The following is a 17701-nucleotide window of genomic DNA, read 5'->3' on the forward strand; positions in this document are numbered from 1 at the left end:
TTGTGCTGAACGGGCAGGAGGAAGCCGCCTCGAGACCACCCGGAGTCACCCAGATGAACAACTCTTCAGCCGGCCGGCCGGCGCTGAGCCGCCGCGCCGTCCTCGGCGCCGGCGTCACCGTGGGCGCCACGGCCGCGATCGCCGCGGTCGCACCCGGCACCGCCGTCGCCGGCCCCGGAAGGGCCACGCCGTTCGGCCGGGGCGACCTGCCGACGGGCGTGCGGGGCGCGGTACTGCTACCCGGCGATCCCGGCTACGACGCCGCGGTCAGCCCGTTCAACCTCAACCAGATCCCGCGCCCGGGGGTCGTCTTCGCCGCGGCCGCCGCCACCGACGTGCAGGCCGCGGTCCGGTTCGCAGCCGGCCGGCGCGCGCCGGCCGGCGTCCTCGCCACCGGTCACCAGCCGTCCGTCCCGATCGGACCGGATGCGGTGCTGGTGTCCACCAGAGCGATGCGCGGGGTGCACATCGATCCGCGGCGGCGTACCGCGCGGGTCGAGGCCGGCGCGCTCTGGGACGACGTGGTCACCGCGTCGCTGAAGCACGGTCTCGCCCCGTTGAACGGGTCCACGGGCACGGTCGGGGTCGTCGGTTACACGCTCGGCGGCGGTCTCAGCCCCACGATCGGCCGGAAGTACGGGTACGCCGCAGATCACGTGCGCGGCATCGACCTGGTCAGCGCGGACGGCCGGCTGCGGACCGTCACCGCGCAGAGCGACCGGGAGCTGTTCTTCGGCCTTCGTGGCGGGAAGAGCAACTTCGGTATCGTCACCGCGCTCGAGTTCGACCTGTTCCCGGTCACCACGCTCTACGGCGGCGCGATCATCTTCGACGGCCGCGACGCGGGACGGTTGCTGCACGCCTACCGCCGCTGGGTCAGGACCGTACCGGACGCGATGTCCTCGTCGGTGGCGCTGCTACGCCTGCCCGACCTGCCGCAGGTGCCGACGGCGCTGCGCGGCAAACTCGTCGCCAGTCTGCGCATCTCCTACACGGGGCGGCCGGACACCGGGGCCGCGCTGGTGCGGCCGCTGCGCGCGGTCGCCGTCCCAATGATCGACTCGGTCGCCGAGATGCCGTACGCGGCGTTCCCCGCCATCCACGGCGATCCGACGACGCCCACCCCCGCGTACGAACGCACCGGCCTGCTCCGCGAACTCGGCGCGGACACCGTCGACGCGCTGCTGTCGATCGCCGGACCGGGTCGCGACGTGCCGCTGGCCGCGGTCGAGATCCGGCATCTGGGCGGCGCACTGGCCCGGCCGCCCCGGCACCCGAACGCGGTCTCGCACCGGGACGCGGCGTTCACGCTCTTCATGGCCGGGGTCGGCGGCCCGGAGGCGGCGCCGGTGATCCGGAAGGCGGCCGCCGACGTCGTCCGCGTCCTGCGGCCGTGGAGCACCGGCGGCATGTACGTCAACTTCATGAACACCGACGACACCTCGGATCGATCGGTGCGCAGCGCCTACCGGCCCGACGTGTACCGCCGCCTCGAGGCGCTGAAGCGGCGCGTCGATCCCCGCAACACGTTCCGGTTGAACCACAACATCAAGCCTTGCTGAGGGGTGGAGAGGCCGTCCGTCCGTACCCCGGCGGGCGGACGGCCTCGATACACCTGGTCGTGGCTCAGCGCGACAGCCGGCGATGCGACCGCCGGACCACACGACGCGGCAGCGGGCGAGCCGGTGGCCGCTGACGCGCCGGTGCGGCGGGCGGTACCGGCGCGACGACCAGTGACGGGTCATCGACGAGGATCCGCTGCTGGGCCTGACGCAGCGAGACGCTCGGTTCGACGCCCAGTTCCTCGACGATGGTGCGGCGGGCGCGCTGGTACTGCATCAGCGCGTCGGCGACGCGGCCGGAGGCGTAGAGCGCGGTCATCAGCAGCGCCTGCACGTCCTCCCGCAGCGGCTGGTCGGCGGCAAGTGCGGTCAACTCGGGCAGTACCTCGCGGTGCTGCCCGAGGTTGACCCGGGCGTGGAGCAGGTCGAACCGGGCCGTCATGATGTGCTGTTCCAGGCGGACGCGCTGGTTTCCCACGTACCGACCGGGCAGGTTCGCCAGCGGCTGCCCGTGGCAGAGCCCCAGCGCCGCGCTCTTCTCGGCGACGACGGTGCGCCAGTCGGCGGCGCGGGCCGCGATCGTGCCACGCGTGTCGTGCCGCGCGAAGCGGGACAGGTCCACGGTGCCGGGCGGCACGTGCAGCGCGTAGCCACCACTGGCCGATTCGATCCGGACGGCCCGGTCCGCACCGGCCCGGCCGAGCGTCGCGCGCTGCCGGCAGACGTACGTACGTATGGTGGTCAGCGCTGTCCGGGGTGGATCGTCGCCCCACATCCCGGCGATGATCTCGTCGGCGGTGACCGCCGTCCCTTCCCGCAACACGAGCATCGCCATCACGCTGCGCTGCTGCGGTGCGCCCAGGTCCAGCTCGGTACCGCCGAACCAGGCCCGGACCGGGCCGAGCACGGCCAATCGGAGGCCGGCGGCGGGGTGATTCGGATCTTGCGGTTCGACGGGCACGTCACTCCTCACGGTCTGTCGCGCACGGTCCCGGGCGCTCGATGACCAGCATCGCCGTCGCACGGCCCGTTGCATCCCGTACGTTGCGCTGTCGTCTATCGCGATCAGAGATAGTCCGGCCATGGAACTTCGCCAGCTGGAGTACTTCGTCGCCGTCGCCGAGGAGGGCACCTTCACCCGGGGCGCACGGCGGGTGCGCGTCGCCCAGTCCGCGGTGTCGGCGACCGTGCAGAAGCTGGAGCGCGAGCTCGGAGTGCCGCTGTTCGCCCGGGAGGCCGGCGGTGTGGCGCTCACCGACGCCGGCACCGCCCTGCTGCCGGAGGCCCGCGCGCTGCTCAGCGCGGAACGGCGGGCCCGGGACACCGTGGATCAGGTGCGGGGCGGGCTGCGCGGGACCGTGCGGATGGGGACGCTGGTGATGATCGGCGCCCGGCCCGCCTCGCGGGGCCTTCTCGTCCTCGACCTGCCGCAGGTGCTGGGCCGCTTCCATGTCACCCATCCGCTGGTCACGTTCCAGCTCCGGACGGCACGGCGCGGCTCGGCCGGCCACCTCGCCGCGTTGCTCGCCGGCGACCTCGACCTCGCGCTGGTGGGCACCGTCGACCGGCCGGACGGGATCCGGCTGCACCGGCTCGGCGGGGTACGGCTGTCCCTGGTGTGCCCGTTGCGGCACCGGCTGGCCGGCGCCAGCTCGGTGAGCCTGGCGGATCTCGCCGACGAGACGTGGGTCGACTTCCCGCGCCAGTGGGGCAACCGGGCGATGAGCGACCGGGCGTTCGCGGCCGCCGGTGTGGTGCGCAACGTGCCGTTCGAGGCCGCGGACCAGGACACCGTGCTCGGTCTGGTCCGTAACGGTCTGGGTGTGGCACTGCTGCCGCGCACCGGCGTCGACGACGACGAGGTCGCCGTCGTCGACGTGGACGACGGCGACCTCGATCTGCCGGTCTCGGTCGCGATGCCCAGCGACCGCGAGCCGTCGGCGGCCACCGCGGCTCTGCTCACCAGCATCCTGCGGGCCGCGGCCCGGCCCGCGCCGCGCCGGCCGTGACACCCATCAGTGGCCGGGCGGGATGTTGTGGTTCACCCGGAACATGTTGCCCGGGTCGTACCGACCACCCGCGCGGCCAGCCGGGCGAGATCCCCGTCATCGATGTTCATCGCGCCCCGGATGTCCGGAACAGCGGCCGCACCGCCGCCACCAGCAGGAGCGTGAGCCCGGCGGCGAAGAGCAGCACCGCGGCGCGCGGGTCCCAGCGCTGTGCCGCGAGGCCGAGGCCGAGCACCGGCAGTGCCAGGCCGAGGTAGCCGATCAGGAACAGCCCGGCGAGCGCCTCGCCCCGGGCGTGCGGCTCGGCGAGAGTCAGCGTGGTCGCCACCGCCCCCTTGAACGCGGCGCCGGCACCGACGCCGGTCAGCAGCCCACCGGCGAGGAAGGCGGCGAAGGCCGGCAGCCAGATCCCGGCGATCAGCGCGCTCAGGCCCACCGCCAGCGCCGCGAACCCGGCGCTGAGCGCCCCTTGCAGGCTCAGGCGCAGCATGGCGAGCTGGCCGGCGACCCCGGCGGCGAACACGGAGAACGTGACCAGGCCGGCGACCGCGTGGGAGCGTTCGCCGAGCACGCCGACGAGGAAGCCGGGCGCCAGTGAGGTGAACAGCCCGAAGATCGCGAAGGACGCGAACGCGGTGAGGCAGGCCGCGACATACCTGCCCCGGTCGCCGGCCGGCACCGACACCCGCTGCGGGCGCCAGGGCAGGTGCCGACGGGTCACGGTCTCCGGTGCGGCGAGCACGCCGAGCAGCGCGATCACGAGCAGGATCTCGAACACCACGAACGGCACGACCAGCGGGTACGGGACGAACTCGGCGAGCAGACCCGCCAGCAGCGGGCCGAGGCCGATGCCGCCGATGTTCGCCGCCGTCGCGACCAGGTCGGCACGACGGCGGTCCGCCGCGGGGCGGTCCGCGAGGTGCAACTCCATCAGGAAGGCGGTCGCCGTGGAGGTGAGCAGGCCCACGCCGATGCCGGACAGGAACCGGCCGGCGAGCAGGGCGGCCAGGCCGGGCAGGAAGAACAGCAGGCCGGAGGCGATGCTGATGGACAGTGCCCAGATCAGCACGCGGCGCCGGCCGAGCCAGTCCGACACGTGACCGCCGCCGAACACGCTCAGCACCACGCCGACCGCGTAGACGGCGAAGATCGCCGTCACCATGAACGGGCCGAACCCGTCGCGCTGCTGATAGATGACGTAGAGCGGGGTCGGCGCGGCGGAGAACGCCATCATGATCGCGAATGCGTACGCGGTCAGCCAGAACCCGCCACCGGGCGAGACCCGAACGGCGGGGGTGGTGACCAGGGTGGTGCCGGACACGAGAACTCCTTCGGCGAGAGAACGTTGTCCGTCTATCGTTGCGGCGGCAGTTCGGGGCGGCTCCCGTACTTGACGCTGGTGCCGATCGCGATCCGCGATACACGTCGGCCCTCGCCACCGGACCGCCCGGGCGTGCGGGCGGTCCGGTGGCGAGGGCCGGGTGGCGTCAGGCCGACAGCGTGGCCAGCAACCGGTCGCGTGAGGTCTCCGCCCGCTGCCGCACCGACGCCATGTCGCTGCCCATCATGACGCCGTGGTACTTACGGAACTCGCCGTCGACCAGCACGGTGTCCACGTCCCGCGCGTCCGCGGAGACGACCGCGGCGGTGACGTCCCGGCCGGCGAGCCGCACGGCGGAGCGGGACGTGTCGACCAGGATGACGTCGGCGCGCTTGCCGGGGGTGAGCGTGCCGATCCGGTCCTCGAGCCCCAACGTGCGGGCGCCCTCGACGGTGGCGAACTCGATCGCCTGCCGGCTGGTCAGCGGCACCGAGGCCGGCTGCTCGCCGCGGGCGAGCAGCCGGTCGTACCGGCGCAGCCGTTCCGCCTCCAGCACGGCGCGCATCTCGTCGAAGAAGTTGGCCGGCACGCCGGCGACCACGTCGACCGACAGCGACGGCCGGATACCGGCCTCCAGGAGCCGGCCGGTGGCCGGGAAGCCGTGCCCCATCATCATCTCCACCCGCGCGGAGACCGAGGCGTGGCCGCCGGTGTCCGCCACCAGCTTCAGCTCGTCGTCGGTGGAGGTGTTGGCGTGCAGGAAGATCAGGTCGGGGCCGAGCAGCCCGTGGTCGTGCAGCTGGGTGATCGCTCGCTGACCGCCGAGCAGCCCGATCCCGACGTGCATCGACGAGCGCACGCCGAGGTCGCGGGCGAGCGCCAGGTCGTCGGCGACGGTGTCGATCGTGGACATCTCCGGGCCGCGCAGGGCCAGCGCCAGCGTGACCAACTGGTCCGTGGTGTTGAAGTACCGTGTGGCCAGCCGGCGGACGTCGTCGGGGTGCCGGCGGGTGCTGGCGTAGTACCAGGACGGGTCCGAGGTGGGGATGCTGTGGCCGAAGACCGCCCGGATGCCGGAGTCGCGCAGCGCCTGCACGGACGCGTCCGCGTGCTCCGGGGTGTTCATGACGTGCGCCCAGTCGAACAGCGTGGTCACCCCGCTGTCCAGCGCCTCCAGCGCGCCGAAGACGGTGCCGGCCCGCACGTCGTCGGGCGTGAACAGCGGTGAGAAGCGGCCGAGCAGCTGGGTAAAGTACTCGTTGAGCGTCCAGTCCGTGGCGATCTGCGCGAGCGCGCCCTGCCAGGTGTGCCGGTGGGTGTCGACGAGGCCGGGCATGACGACCATGCCGTTCGCGTCGATGAACTCGGCGTCGGTCACGTCGAGCCCGGTGCCGACCTCGACGATGACACCGCCCTCGATCAGGACGTCGCCGTGCGGGTGGTCACCGATCGCGGGGTCCATGGACAGCACGTGGCCGCCGCGGATGAGTTTGCGGGACATCAGATCTTCCTTTCGTCGTGTTCGAGAATGTCCGTGTTCGGCGGTCCCGCCGAGCGAGAACGGCGATGGCGGTCATCGAGATCCGCGATGGCCACGGGTGTAGCGGTGCTTGACCCCGGCGGGGAAGAACTCCGGATCGCCGGCCGGGCGCAGTTCGATCCGGGGGGTCTGCCGGTCGGCCGGCACGTAGTGCGCGAACTCGCTGTTGAGCCGCAGCAGCTCGGCGCGGATCGCCTGACCGGCGGCCCGCTCCCGCGGTGCCGACGGCTTCTCCCCGGCCGCGAGCTCGACCACCACGGACAGCACCCGGTCACGATCGGCGTCCTCGGCCGTACTCAGCACGAACCGGCCGGTCGCCCAGTCGCTGACCGGTGGCCGCTCCAGGCCGGCCGTGACGTTCTCCGGGTAGACGTTGGCGCCGAAGAACGACACGGTGAACATCGACCGGCCGAAGACGTACACGAACGGCAGGTCCGGTCCGTCACCCGGATCGAACCCGTGCGCGCGGCACAGCCCGAGGAGTTCGCCGTGCGGCAGCACGCCGCCCTCGTCGGCGATGTGGTAGCGCACCAGCGGGACCGTGCCGTCGGCGCTGAACGTCAGCGTCCGGCCCGGGCCCGGCTCGAACCGGCGATCCGCCGGGTCGTACTGCACGAGGGTAGGCAGCCGGGAGTCGCCGAACAGCGGCGACGCGATGTCCGGACGCCGGTCCAGGAACCGGCGGACGCGCACGCTCAACGGCGTCTCGTTGCCGAGCACGCCGGCGTCCGCCGTGCCGTACAGCGACGCCACACCGCTGACCGGGTCGTCGATCCCGGCCCGGTCGGCCATCAGGTCCCGCCACTGCTCGCTGAAGGCCTCGCCGGCCAGGACGAGTTTGACGCGGTACGCCGGCCAGTCGACGCCCCAGGCCCGGCCCGCGTCGATCACGTTCTTGACGAACGGCGGGTAGCCCAGCAGGACGGTCTGGTCGTACGAGCCGCCGAGTTCCTCGATCACCCGCACGATCTCGTCGACGTTGTTGCCCGGCGTCGCCACGGTGACCGGCCAGCCGTCGTCCGCCAGGCGACGGCAGGCCGCCACGGTGTACATGCCACCCACCCAGTTGCCGAGGGCGAAGCACACCACGGCGAGCGTACGGCGCGACCGCGCTTGGAAGCCGTCGCCGAAGACCTGCGCGAACCGTGCCGTGACCGGCTCCTCGTCGCCGGCCGTGCGCGGCCACACCATCGCCTTCCCGGACGAGCCGGACGACAGCGCCACCACCGACGCCGTGTCGAGCCGGCCGCCGCGGCACCGCTCGGCCAGCGGGTACCGCTCCAGGTAACCGGCCTTGGTCATCAGCGGGACCGCGGCCGGGTCACGTACGGTGGCCGGATCGACCCCCTGGTCGTGGAGGAAGCGCCGGTAGGCCGGGACGGTGCCGGCCACGTCCCGGAACAGCTCCAGGACCGGGAGGTCACCGGCGGGCATAGCGGGATCCTGCATGAGAGCTCCTGTCTCGACGCGGCGGCACGCGGACCACGGGGCCTCACGGCCGAACCGGACCGGCCCCACCGCGGGGGTACGCCGCCTGTTCGCACCCGGCCAGGACATCCCGCGGCGCTAGACGCACGGTCAACAACGCTTGGCCGGCCGGGTCAGGCGACCGCATCCGCGACCCCGCCCGTCGCGACGAGCCGGCGCACCACGTCCGGGGCCCGGCGCAGGCTCGCGTACCGCCGGATGAGCCGGTCGACGCCGTACCGGCCGGGCTGCAACGCCTCGACGAGCAGTCGCTCGGCGAGTTCGTCCAGCGCCGCCTCCGCGTCGCGCTCGACCAAGCCCAGCAGGTAGGCGACCTGGCTCGCGGTCACCGTGTCGCCGGCGGCGCCGGCGGTCGTGGCCAGCACGTCGGCCGCGACGCAGCCGAGGGACTCCCGGACCGGGTCGAGCCGGCGATACAGTTCGGCGGCGTCGTCATCGGCGTGCAGGCGGTCCGCCGCCTCCGCCAGCGTCCAGGCCGGGCGTGCGGCGAGCCGGGTGGCCAGGGCACGCAGCGCGAGCGGCTGACATCCCCGGGAGACGACCAGCCGGGTCGCGGCGGCGGGCTGTGCGGCCACCCGGTCACGGCCGATCCGCCGGCCCAGGTAGTCCAGTGCCTCGGCCGGGGTGAACGCGCCGAGCCGGTGCCAGTCGGCGCCGGCCGTGACGGTGCTGATCCGGCCGGTGGTGAACAGCACCGCGCAGCCGGGAGTCGCCGGCAGCAGCGGACCGAGTACGGTGTCGCCGGCCGCACCGTCGACGACCACCAGTACCCGCCGGCCGGCCAGCACGGTGCGCCAGCAGGCCGCCCGTTCGGACAGGGCGGCCGGGACGGCGGACCCCGGGACGCCCAGCGCCCGCAGCCATCCGGCCAGCACCTCCCCCGGCCCGGCCGGGTCGCTGCCGAGGTCGGCGTAGAGCGCGCCGTCCGGGAAGAGGTGCGATACCCGCTGCGCGACCATGCCGGCCACGGCGGTTCGTCCGCTGCCCGGCAGGCCCGCCACGCCGACCACCGGCATCGTGCCGGGCCGGTCGAGCGACGCCGCGATCCGGTTCACCAGCGCGGTGCGGCCGATGAAGTCGGATGGCGGGGCGGGCACCTGTGCCGGCACGCGAGACCGAGGACCGCCGCTCTCGACGGGTGTGTCGTTGGCGAGGATCTCGGCGTGCAGCCGGCGGAGCCCGGGGCCCGGGTCGACGCCGAGCTCGGTGGCGAGGACGGCTCGTGCGTGCTGGAACGCGACCAGCGCCTCGGCCTGACGGCCGTCGCGCCACAGGGCCAGCATCTGCAGTTCGCGCAGGCGCTCGCGCATCGGCTCGGCGGCGATGCGCAGGAGCAGGTCGGCCAGGGCGGTGGCGTACCGGCCCTGCTCGATGTCGGCGGCGAGACGATCCTCGTCTGCCGTACCGCGCAACTGTTCGATCCGGCCGCGCTGTGCACCGGCGTACGGTCCCGGGACCCCCGCCAGCGCCGTGCCGTCGAAGAGGGCGAGACCGTCGGTCAGCCGGCGTGCCGCGTCCGCGAAACGCCGTTCGGCGGACGCGGCCGTGGCCTCGGCGACCATCCCGCGGAACCGGACGAAGTCCAGTTCCGCCCGGTCCAGCGGCAGACGGTACCCGCTGCGCCCGGACAGGATCAGGCCGTCCTGGCGCTCCGGGGACAACACCCGCCGGAGCCTGGACAGATAGGTGCGCACGGTCCCGACCGCGGCGGACGGGGGTTCCTCGCCCCACAACCCACCGATCAGTTCGTCCAATGTCGCCGATGCGCCCTCGCGCAGGACCAGCATGGCCAGCGTCGCACGCTGCTGCGGCGAACCGATCTCGACCTCTCGGCCCGACCGCCACGCCCGCACCCGCCCGAGGACGGCGAACCGCCACTCCGGTTGCACCGCCGGCCGTACGACGTGGAGCCTGGTCCGCGACGAGGCGGGCCGTAGATCACTGACTGTCATGTGGTGAACCGTAGGTGCGGGCCCGCCCTACGCGCTTACGTCAGGTGACCCATCTTCAGCCGTTCCCGGCCGTGGCGTACACCACCTCGGCGAGCTCAGCCCGGGAAGAGACGCCGAGCTTCGGAAAAATGTTATACAGATGGTTACGCACCGTACGCGGAGAGACGAACAAGCGCTCGCCGATCTCGCGGTTGGTCAGCCCCTGCGCCGCCAGGTGCGCGATCTGCAACTCGTGCGAGGTGAGCGCGTGCGTCGCCGGACGAACGAGCCCGGCGACGTTCTCCCCGGTCGCACGGAGCTCCTCGGCCGCGCGCTCCGCCCACGGGATCGCACCGAGCGACCGGTAGAGCTCATAGGCGGCGCGCAACGGCCCGCGTGCCTCGGCGCGGCGCCGCTGCCGCCGCAGCCAGCTTCCGTAGTGCAGCAGCACCGATCCGCGCTGCCACGGCCAGTCGTGCAGGCCCGAGGCCAGCGCCGCCTCGAACGCCGCTTCCGCCGCATCATCCGTGGCCAGTAGCGGCGCGCTCGCCGTGGCCGACGCCAGCAGCAGCGGTGAGCCGGTCCGCGCACCCAGTGCCGACATCTCCGCGTGCACGGCACGAACCTCGTCGAGCCGGCCGGTCAGCGCCGCGGCGTCCATCAGATCGGTCAGTCCCCAGTCCCGCGAGTTGCGGTTGTGCGCGCCGCCGTCCGGATCGAACGTCCGCAGCAGCGCGTCGCACGCGATCTCCGGCTCACCGGCGGCCAGTCCGGCCGTGCCCCGCACCAGCTGCACCATGGCCATCAACGGCGTCGCACCCGCTCTGACGAGTGCCGCCTCCGCCCGGTCGGCCACCGCCCGCGCCTCGTCCACTCCACCGTGCCGTGCCGTGACCATAGCGCTGGCCAGCATCGCCGTCAGCTGCCAGCGCGGAGCGCTCGTCTCCTCCGCCATCCGCGCGGCCTCACCGGCGGCGGCGATGGCCGTCGGGTGCCGGGCGAGCAGGACACCGGCCCACGCCTCGAACACGAGCGCCCACGGCAGATGGACGAAGAGGCCCGCCGCCCGCAGCCGCTCCACGACCACTCGCAGGAACTCCGCGGACGTCGGCGCGTCGCCGATGCTGAGCGCGGTCTCCGCCAGGGACAGGTCCCGCTGCACCGACTGCGCGCCCGGCGTCTGCTCCGCCAGCCGGGCCAGCATCGCCCGGCCCCGCTCCCACGGCGCGATCCGGGCCGTGATGATCGCCCGGCGGATGTCGCCGGGCGCCAGCGGCAGCGACTCCGCCGCCCGCAGCACCAGCCGGCGCTGCGAGTCGTCCAGGTCCGACCACCAGGCGTGGGTGCCGCGTAACTCGATCAGGTTGATGGCCTCGTCCGGGTAGTCGGCGCCGTGTTCCAGGATCACCTCCGCGGCGTCGATCAGGCCCGCCGCGCCGGACCAGCTGTCCTCGGACAGGGAGTCGCGCACGAGGCGCAGCAGGCACCGGGAGATCGGGTCGACCGCGGGTGAGTCGGCGTACTCGGTGACGAAGTCGACCAGAGACCCCGAGTCGAAGAATCCGTAGGCGTGGATCGCCGCGACCCGGCGCCGGACCGCCTCGTTCGGGTCCGGACTCAGCTCTGCGGCGCGCTCGAGCGCACGGGCGGCGGCGACCCCGACACCGCGGCGGGCCGTCCGCTCCGCCAGCCGCTCCAGGCTCGCGGCGACCGGCTCATCGGTCCCGGCAACGGAGGACGCCCGATGCCACAACACGCGCTCCTCGTCATCGGCGACCCGGGCGAGCACGGCGTGCACCGCCCGCCGACGTTCCGGGGTCGCGGACCGCTCGACGGCCGTCCGCATCAGGGGATGCCGGAATCCGATGCGGCCGTCCCCGCTGCGGACCAGTCCGGCGAGCTCGGCCGGGGCCAGGTCGTCGAGCGTCACCGGCGTACCCGTGATTTCGCCGGCGGCGGTGAGCGCCTCGGCCACCGAGTCGTCGTCGTTGATGGCGATGACGAGCAGCAGGGTCCGCGTCGCCGCCGGCAGACCGGCGGCCCGGTCGCCGAACGTGCGGGCCAGCCGCTCGGTCAACGGCAGTTCCTCGGTGACCAGCAGGTCGCGCTCGTCACGCACCACCAGCGGCAGCTCGGTCAGCGCGAGCGGGTTGCCCGCGGCGGCGGTCAGCACGTGCGCGCGGACCAGCTCCGGCAGGTCAGGTGCCTGTGCGTCGAGCAGATCTGCCGCGTCCCGGTCGTCCAGCGGCGCCACCGGCAGCACCTGGAACTGAGACTCGGTCAGCGGGTTGCCCGCCAGGTCGGTGCTGCGCGCCGCGGCGACGAACAGCACCGGATCATCGGTCAGTCGCCGGACCACGAAGGCCAGCACCTGGCAGGTGGCATCGTCGAGCCACTGCACGTCGTCGGCGCTCAGTAGGATCGGGTCCTGCTGCGTGGCGTCCGTCAGCAACTGCAACAGGATCAGGCCCACCCGTTGCGGCGTGGTCCCGGCACCGTCCGCACCGTCGCCCAGCGCTGCCAGCAGCACCTGACGGGCGGCGGGCCGCAGCGCGCCGATCTCGGGACGCAGGGGGTGCAGCAGCTGGCGCAGGCCGCCGTACGCGCGGCCGCGGCCGGACGGCACGCCGGCGCAGCCGACCACTCGGGCTCCGTGCCGGACCGCCTGCTCGTGAGCCTCGGCCAGCAGGGCCGACTTGCCGACCCCGGGGTCCCCGACCAGCAGCAGACTTCCGCCCTCACCACCGATGGCCCGAGACAGCGCCTCCATCAGCGCGGATATTTCGGCCGCCCGGCCGACGAGTGCTGAGGCCATGCCAACGGATGTTACTGCGGCGGCGGCGCGGCCTTGCCGTCGTGGGCCTCCAGTGCGCGGGCGAGGCCGGCGCGCGCGGTCACGCCCAGTTTCGGAAAGATGCGGTACAGGTGGGTGCCGACCGTGCGATGCGACAGCAGCAACCGGTCGCCGATCTCGCGGTTGGTCAACCCGGCCGCGGCGAGTCGGGCGATCTGCAGCTCCTGTGGCGTCAGCGCACCCGGCTCGGCGAGCGCCCGGGCGCCGACACGTTCGCCACAGGCGCGAGCCTCGGCCGCAGCGCGCTCCGCCCACGGGATCGCACCGAGTTCACGGAAGATGCGGTGCGCCTCGCGCAGGACGCCGCGGGCCTGGGCAGCCTGCCGTTCCCGGCGCAGCCGTTCACCGTGTGCCAGCAGCAGCCGCGCCCGGTGCCACGGCCATCCGGCCAGGTCGTACGTCAGCGCCTCGTCGAACGCGGACGCCGGGTCGTCCGCGATCAGGGGTGCGGTGGACACGACCGCGGCTCGCAGCAGGGGTGATCCGGTGCGGTCGGCGAGCGTGGTCAGTTCCGCGTGCACCGGCCTCAGTCTCGGCACCTGCCCGCTGCGCACCGCCGCCTCGACCAACTCCGGCAGCACCCACGCCCGGATCTGCCGATGGTGCGCCGGCGACGACGGGTCGAAGATGCGCCACAGCCGATCGTGGGCGAGTGCGAAGTCGCCCGCACCGAGCGCCGCGGTGCCCCGGACGAACTCGACCTTGGCCAGCAGCGGATGTGCCCGGCTCCGCAGCAGCACCGCCTCCGCCTCCGCCGCCGCCGACTCGGCGGCCTGCCGATCACCACGCCGCCCCGCCACGATCGCGTCGGCCAGGCGGGCCATCACCGCCCAGCGCGGCTGACCGACCTCATCGGACAGCCGGCGGCACTCGGCGGCCGCGGCGCGGGTCGCGTCCAGGTGACCGATGTGCAGATTCGCCCAGGCGTACGACGACAGCGCCTGGGCGAGCAGGCCGAACTGCCCCCGGCTCCGCAGCACCGGCGTCACCCGGTCGAGCAGCCGGATGACCGCCGGCATGTCCCCCGCCGCGCCGGCGGCCTGGCTGAGCCGCAGGTCGTCGGCCGGAACACGCGGCGCGTCACGCACGGCCGCGTACCGGTCGAGGAAGGTCTTCGCGTACTCGTCCGGTGCAATGAGAGCCAGAAGTGCGCCGCGGGTGACGTCGTCGGCCGGCAGTGCGGGATCGTGGACCGCGTCGACCAGGTGCCGGAGCGCCGGCGCGGCCGGGCTCGCCCACCAGGCGCGCACCGCCGACGAGGCGAGGGCGGAGACGGCCTGCTCCGGGTGGCCGGCGGCGTGCAGCCGGGCGGTGAGGGCGATCGACGCCGCGATCCCGCTGTCGCCCGACCAGTCCCGCCGGAACAGCTCCTCCTGCCAGTACGCAAGCCGGGCGCGGTCCACCGGATCGATCGCCAGCACGTCCAGCTCGGCCACCAGGCGCGCGAACCGGGGACCGCCGCCGGCGCCGAACCCGATGTCGGCGGCCGCGACCAGACGCCGTACCCGCTCGGTGGTGTCCGGGCTCAGCCGGGCCGCCCGTTCCAGCGCCACGGACGCGGTGTCCGGAGCGCCACGCTGCGCGGCCCGGGCGCCGGCACGCTCGAGCTCGGCGGCGACCGACTCGTCGGGTGCCAGGGCTGCGGCGGCCCGGTGCCACACCTGCCGGTCGGGGTCCGCGGCCAGGATCCGGGCCAGGGCCGCGTGCACGCCGATCCGGTGCGCGGTGGTGGCGGACCGGCGGACCGCGGAGCGCATCAGCGGGTGCCGGAACCGCAGTGTGCCGTCGCCGGTCTCCAGCAGGCCGGCGTCGACCGCCTCCCGGAGGTCCTCCGGGCGCAGCGCCCGTCCGGTGGCCCGGCCGGCCGCGGTGGTGATCTCGTGCTGGTCGTCGCGGTCGTGCAGGGCGGCGGTGAGCAGCAGCATCCGGGTGGCGTGCGACAGCCCGTGCAGCCGCAGCCCGAACGCCCGCTCCAACCGGTCGGTCAGCGGCAGGTCGCCGTCCGGTTCGTCGTGGTGCCGCAGCGCGGCCGGCAGCTCGGCGAGCGCCAGCGGGTTGCCGCGGGCGACCTCCAGCAGGCGTTGCCGCCAGCGCGGGGACAGCTGCGGCGCGTGCGTCGCCAGCAGCGCGGTGGCGTCCTCGGTGGCGAGACCTTCGAGGATCAGCTCGTGTGCCGCCGGTACGCCGTCCAACGGGCCGGCCGGTACGGCGTCGCGCTGGGTGGCGATCAGGACGACGCGGTGCCCGGCCAGGCCGCGCGCGAACGACGCGAGCACCTCCGACGTCGACCGGTCCAGCCAGTGCGTGTCGTCCACGGTGACGAGGACCGGTGCCGCGGCCGCCTCGGCGGTGAGCAACGCCAGAACCGCGCGGCTCACGTCGTAACGGGAGATCGGCGTGCTGTCGCGGAGTCCGACCGCGTTCAGCAGCGTGTCGCGCAGGTCCGGGGCGAGCGCCGGGACACCGGTCAGCGCGGGGTCCCGGCGGAGGATGGGCCGCAGCAGCTGATGCAGGCCGGAGTAGGGCAGATCCGACTCGATCGGGACACCGGCGCAGCCGAGGACCCGCATGTTCCGGGAAACGGCATGCCTGCGGGCCACGGACAGCAGCGCGGTCTTACCGATGCCGGGCTCGCCGCGCACGATGACGACCGCGCCTCGGGTGCCGGCGGCGCTCAGCGCCGTGTCGATGACGCCGACGTGGGCTTCCCGGCCCAGCAGCACCGGTTGCGTCGGTCGCGGCGTCCCCATCGACGCGATGCTACGCCCACGGCCGGCCGGAACCGCTCACGTATCGTCAACCCGGTGTCCATCGGGGGCGGGCGGGATGATGCGGGCACCGGAACGCGGTCGGCAGGGAGGCGCGGGGATGGGTGACGGTAAGCCGATGGACCTGCTCGGTCTGTTCCGGGACACGGTGTCCGACGTGCCGGCGTACCGGAAGTTCCTGCTGGCCCGGGACGTGGATCCGGACGCGGTCGTCAGCGTCGACCAGATACCGCTGACCAGCAAGTCCGACTACCACCATCGGTACCCCCTGCCCGAGCGCTGCCGGGGCGGCCGGGTCACCGGCGGTGACATCGTCGCGTTGTCGTCCGGGTCGTCCGGCACCCCGACGGTCTGGCCGCGATCGGCACGGGACGAACGCGGCGGCGCCGCCCGGATGGCGCACATCCTCCGGGACGCGTTCCACGCCGACGAGCGCACCACGCTGGCCGTGGTCTGCTTCGCGCTCGGTCACTGGGTCGGTGGCATGTACGTCGCCGGGATCTGCCGGCGGCTGGCGGCGGAGGGCTATCCGATCACGGTCGCCCCGGCGGGCAACGACATCGACGAGGTGCTGCGAGTCGTCGACGAACTCGGCGGCCACTACGAGCAGGTGGTGCTGCTCGGTTATCCGCCGTTCGTGAAGAACGTGATCGACTCCGGCCTGGCCCGCGGCGTCGACTGGGCGGCGTACCGGATCAAGATCGTGATGGCCGGTGAGGTGATCAGCGAGCAGTGGCGTGACCTGATCGGCCTGCGCGCCGGCATGACCGATCCGGCGTCGGACGTGGCCAACATGTACGGCACCGCGGACGGCGGTGTGCTGGCCACCGAGACACCGTTGAGCGTGCGCATCCGCCGGTTCCTCGCCGGGCGGCCGGACCTGGCCTCGGCCGTCTTCGGCGACTCACGCCTGCCGACCCTGGCCCAGTTCGATCCGGCGACCCACCTGTTCGAGACGGTTCCCGGCGGGACCCTGGCCTTCAGCACCGACGGCACGGTGCCGCTGATCCGCTACCACATCGCCGACGAGGGCGGGCTGATCGGCTACGACGACCTGATCGCGCTGTGCCGCGGCCACGGCTTCGATCCCGGCGACGGCGCGGACCTGCCGTTCGTCTTCGTCTTCGGCCGGTCGATGTTCACCGTGTCGTTCTTCGGTGCCAACGTCTATCCCGAGGACGTGGCGGTGGCGCTGGAGCAGCCCGGCATCGCCGACTGGGCGACCGGCCGGTTCGTGCTGCGCACGCTCGAGGACGTGGACCGGGACCGGCGGTTGAACGTCGTCGTCGAGGTCGCCGGCGGCGCCTCGGGCACCGAGACGCGGCGCCGGGCCGCCGCAGAGGCGATCCGTGCCGAGCTGCTGCGGGTCAACAACGAGTTCGCGCACTACGTACCGGCCGGCTACCAGACGCCCGACGTGGAACTGCGGGCCGCGGACGACCCGGAGTTCTTCCCACCCGGCATCAAGCACCGGTACAGCCGGCCCGACCCGTCACGGTGACACGCGGCGTGGCCGCGCCTGTGCTGTCCGGCGAGCCGCGGTGGCGTCCGGCGTCAGCGCGGCGCGGGTGTGGTGCGCCCGCGGGGCCCGGCCACGGCGACGCGGGCCTCCACGAGGTCATGCCGGACCGTCACCTCGGCTCCCAGCCGGCGAAACAGCCACAGCGCGGGGCGGTTCCCGACCGCCACGTGCGTGATCACGAATCGCACCCCGTTCTCGGCGGCAAGGTCGATCAGACGGCCGGCGACCGCGGTGCCGACACCCTTGTTCTGCCACAGGTCCTCGATCAGCACCGACGCCTCCCAGTCGCCGGGACGGCCGGTCGGTGTCAGGGTCGCGTAGCCGATCGGCCGGTCCTCGGCCCGGGAGACGAAGGCGACCTGACACAGTCCGTGCCGGCGGTCGACCAGCCGCTGCCACTCCGATACCCGTAAGGTCTCCCGCCGGCGCAGATAGCGGCCCTCCCGCGACCGTACGGAGCAGCGTGCATGCAACTCGTTCACGCTTTCCAGATCACCGGCGCCGGCATTCCGCAGCAGGACACGAATGCCGGAGCGGGTCAGTAGGACGGTCCTGTTGCCCGCCGTCGCGGATGCTGCCATGCCGTGATCCTCCCCAGTGTTCCGTCCCGTCGGCTCCGTACCGCCGGGAACCCGATTCCCTTCATCGAAATGGACGAGAGTCAACGTTCGTTAGCAATACCGTCTCCATCGACGGCACGGACGAT

11 protein-coding genes are annotated in these 17701 nt (G+C 73.5%); 3 read left to right on the forward strand and 8 right to left on the reverse strand.

The features are described 5' to 3' along the window. Nucleotides 1-53: 53 nt before the first annotated feature. Complete coding sequence (locus tag J2S44_RS04595; protein ID WP_310409286.1) at nucleotides 54-1562, forward strand: FAD-binding oxidoreductase; 1509 nt, start codon at nucleotides 54-56, stop codon at nucleotides 1560-1562. Between the two features lie 64 nt (nucleotides 1563-1626). Here J2S44_RS04595 and J2S44_RS04600 read toward each other — a convergent pair whose 3' ends face one another. Further along, nucleotides 1627-2523 carry an AfsR/SARP family transcriptional regulator gene (locus J2S44_RS04600; protein WP_310409288.1) on the reverse strand — a complete coding sequence of 299 codons (897 nt, stop codon included), beginning with the start codon at nucleotides 2521-2523 and terminating at the stop codon, nucleotides 1627-1629. 121 nt (nucleotides 2524-2644) lie between these two features. Here J2S44_RS04600 and J2S44_RS04605 point away from each other — a divergent pair, with 121 nt between their 5' ends. Beyond that, nucleotides 2645-3571, forward strand: coding sequence for a LysR family transcriptional regulator (locus J2S44_RS04605; RefSeq protein ID WP_310409290.1), 927 nt, complete (start codon nucleotides 2645-2647; stop codon nucleotides 3569-3571). A gap of 106 nt (nucleotides 3572-3677) precedes the next feature. On the opposite strand, the gene J2S44_RS04610 is transcribed toward J2S44_RS04605, so the two are convergent. The 6 genes from J2S44_RS04610 to J2S44_RS04635 form a co-directional block, all read right to left on the reverse strand. Then, a complete protein-coding gene (locus J2S44_RS04610) occupies nucleotides 3678-4892 on the reverse strand; it encodes an MFS transporter (RefSeq protein WP_310409292.1) in 1215 nt (404 codons plus the stop codon). A 166-nt stretch (nucleotides 4893-5058) separates the two neighbouring features. Further along, nucleotides 5059-6393, reverse strand: a complete 1335-nt coding sequence (locus J2S44_RS04615; protein WP_310409293.1) for an amidohydrolase family protein — start codon at nucleotides 6391-6393, stop codon at nucleotides 5059-5061. A gap of 72 nt (nucleotides 6394-6465) precedes the next feature. Continuing rightward, nucleotides 6466-7881 (reverse strand): phenylacetate--CoA ligase family protein, encoded by a 1416-nt coding sequence (locus tag J2S44_RS04620; RefSeq protein ID WP_310409295.1) that lies wholly within the window; start codon nucleotides 7879-7881, stop codon nucleotides 6466-6468. Nucleotides 7882-8033: 152 nt separating this feature from the next. After that, nucleotides 8034-9872, reverse strand: coding sequence for an AfsR/SARP family transcriptional regulator (locus tag J2S44_RS04625; RefSeq protein ID WP_310409296.1), 1839 nt, complete (start codon nucleotides 9870-9872; stop codon nucleotides 8034-8036). Nucleotides 9873-9927: 55 nt separating this feature from the next. Further along, nucleotides 9928-12666, reverse strand: coding sequence for a helix-turn-helix transcriptional regulator (locus tag J2S44_RS04630; protein ID WP_310409297.1), 2739 nt, complete (start codon nucleotides 12664-12666; stop codon nucleotides 9928-9930). A gap of 11 nt (nucleotides 12667-12677) precedes the next feature. Further along, a complete protein-coding gene (locus J2S44_RS04635; protein ID WP_310409299.1) occupies nucleotides 12678-15455 on the reverse strand; it encodes an ATP-binding protein in 2778 nt (925 codons plus the stop codon). 118 nt (nucleotides 15456-15573) lie between these two features. On the opposite strand from J2S44_RS04635, the gene J2S44_RS04640 reads away from it, so the two are divergent. Continuing rightward, nucleotides 15574-16974, forward strand: coding sequence for a phenylacetate--CoA ligase family protein (locus tag J2S44_RS04640; RefSeq protein WP_310409301.1), 1401 nt, complete (start codon nucleotides 15574-15576; stop codon nucleotides 16972-16974). Between the two features lie 53 nt (nucleotides 16975-17027). Here J2S44_RS04640 and J2S44_RS04645 read toward each other — a convergent pair whose 3' ends face one another. Then, complete coding sequence (locus J2S44_RS04645; protein WP_310409303.1) at nucleotides 17028-17660, reverse strand: GNAT family N-acetyltransferase; 633 nt, start codon at nucleotides 17658-17660, stop codon at nucleotides 17028-17030. Nucleotides 17661-17701: the final 41 nt, after the last annotated feature.

The sequence above is a fragment of the Catenuloplanes niger genome, assembly GCF_031458255.1.
In the GTDB taxonomy this organism is placed as follows: domain Bacteria; phylum Actinomycetota; class Actinomycetes; order Mycobacteriales; family Micromonosporaceae; genus Catenuloplanes; species Catenuloplanes niger.

Excerpts from the sequence above, each read along its gene's own strand:
- J2S44_RS04595 (WP_310409286.1), top strand. The coding sequence starts at position 54 with ATGAACAACTCTTCAGCCGGCCGGCCGGCGCTGAGCCGCCGCGCCGTC.
- J2S44_RS04605 (WP_310409290.1), top strand. The coding sequence starts at position 2,645 with ATGGAACTTCGCCAGCTGGAGTACTTCGTCGCCGTCGCCGAGGAGGGC.
- J2S44_RS04615 (WP_310409293.1), bottom strand. The coding sequence starts at position 6,393 with ATGTCCCGCAAACTCATCCGCGGCGGCCACGTGCTGTCCATGGACCCC.
- J2S44_RS04620 (WP_310409295.1), bottom strand. The coding sequence starts at position 7,881 with ATGCAGGATCCCGCTATGCCCGCCGGTGACCTCCCGGTCCTGGAGCTG.
- J2S44_RS04625 (WP_310409296.1), bottom strand. The coding sequence starts at position 9,872 with ATGACAGTCAGTGATCTACGGCCCGCCTCGTCGCGGACCAGGCTCCAC.
- J2S44_RS04630 (WP_310409297.1), bottom strand. The coding sequence starts at position 12,666 with ATGGCCTCAGCACTCGTCGGCCGGGCGGCCGAAATATCCGCGCTGATG.
- J2S44_RS04635 (WP_310409299.1), bottom strand. The coding sequence starts at position 15,455 with ATGGGGACGCCGCGACCGACGCAACCGGTGCTGCTGGGCCGGGAAGCC.
- J2S44_RS04640 (WP_310409301.1), top strand. The coding sequence starts at position 15,574 with ATGGGTGACGGTAAGCCGATGGACCTGCTCGGTCTGTTCCGGGACACG.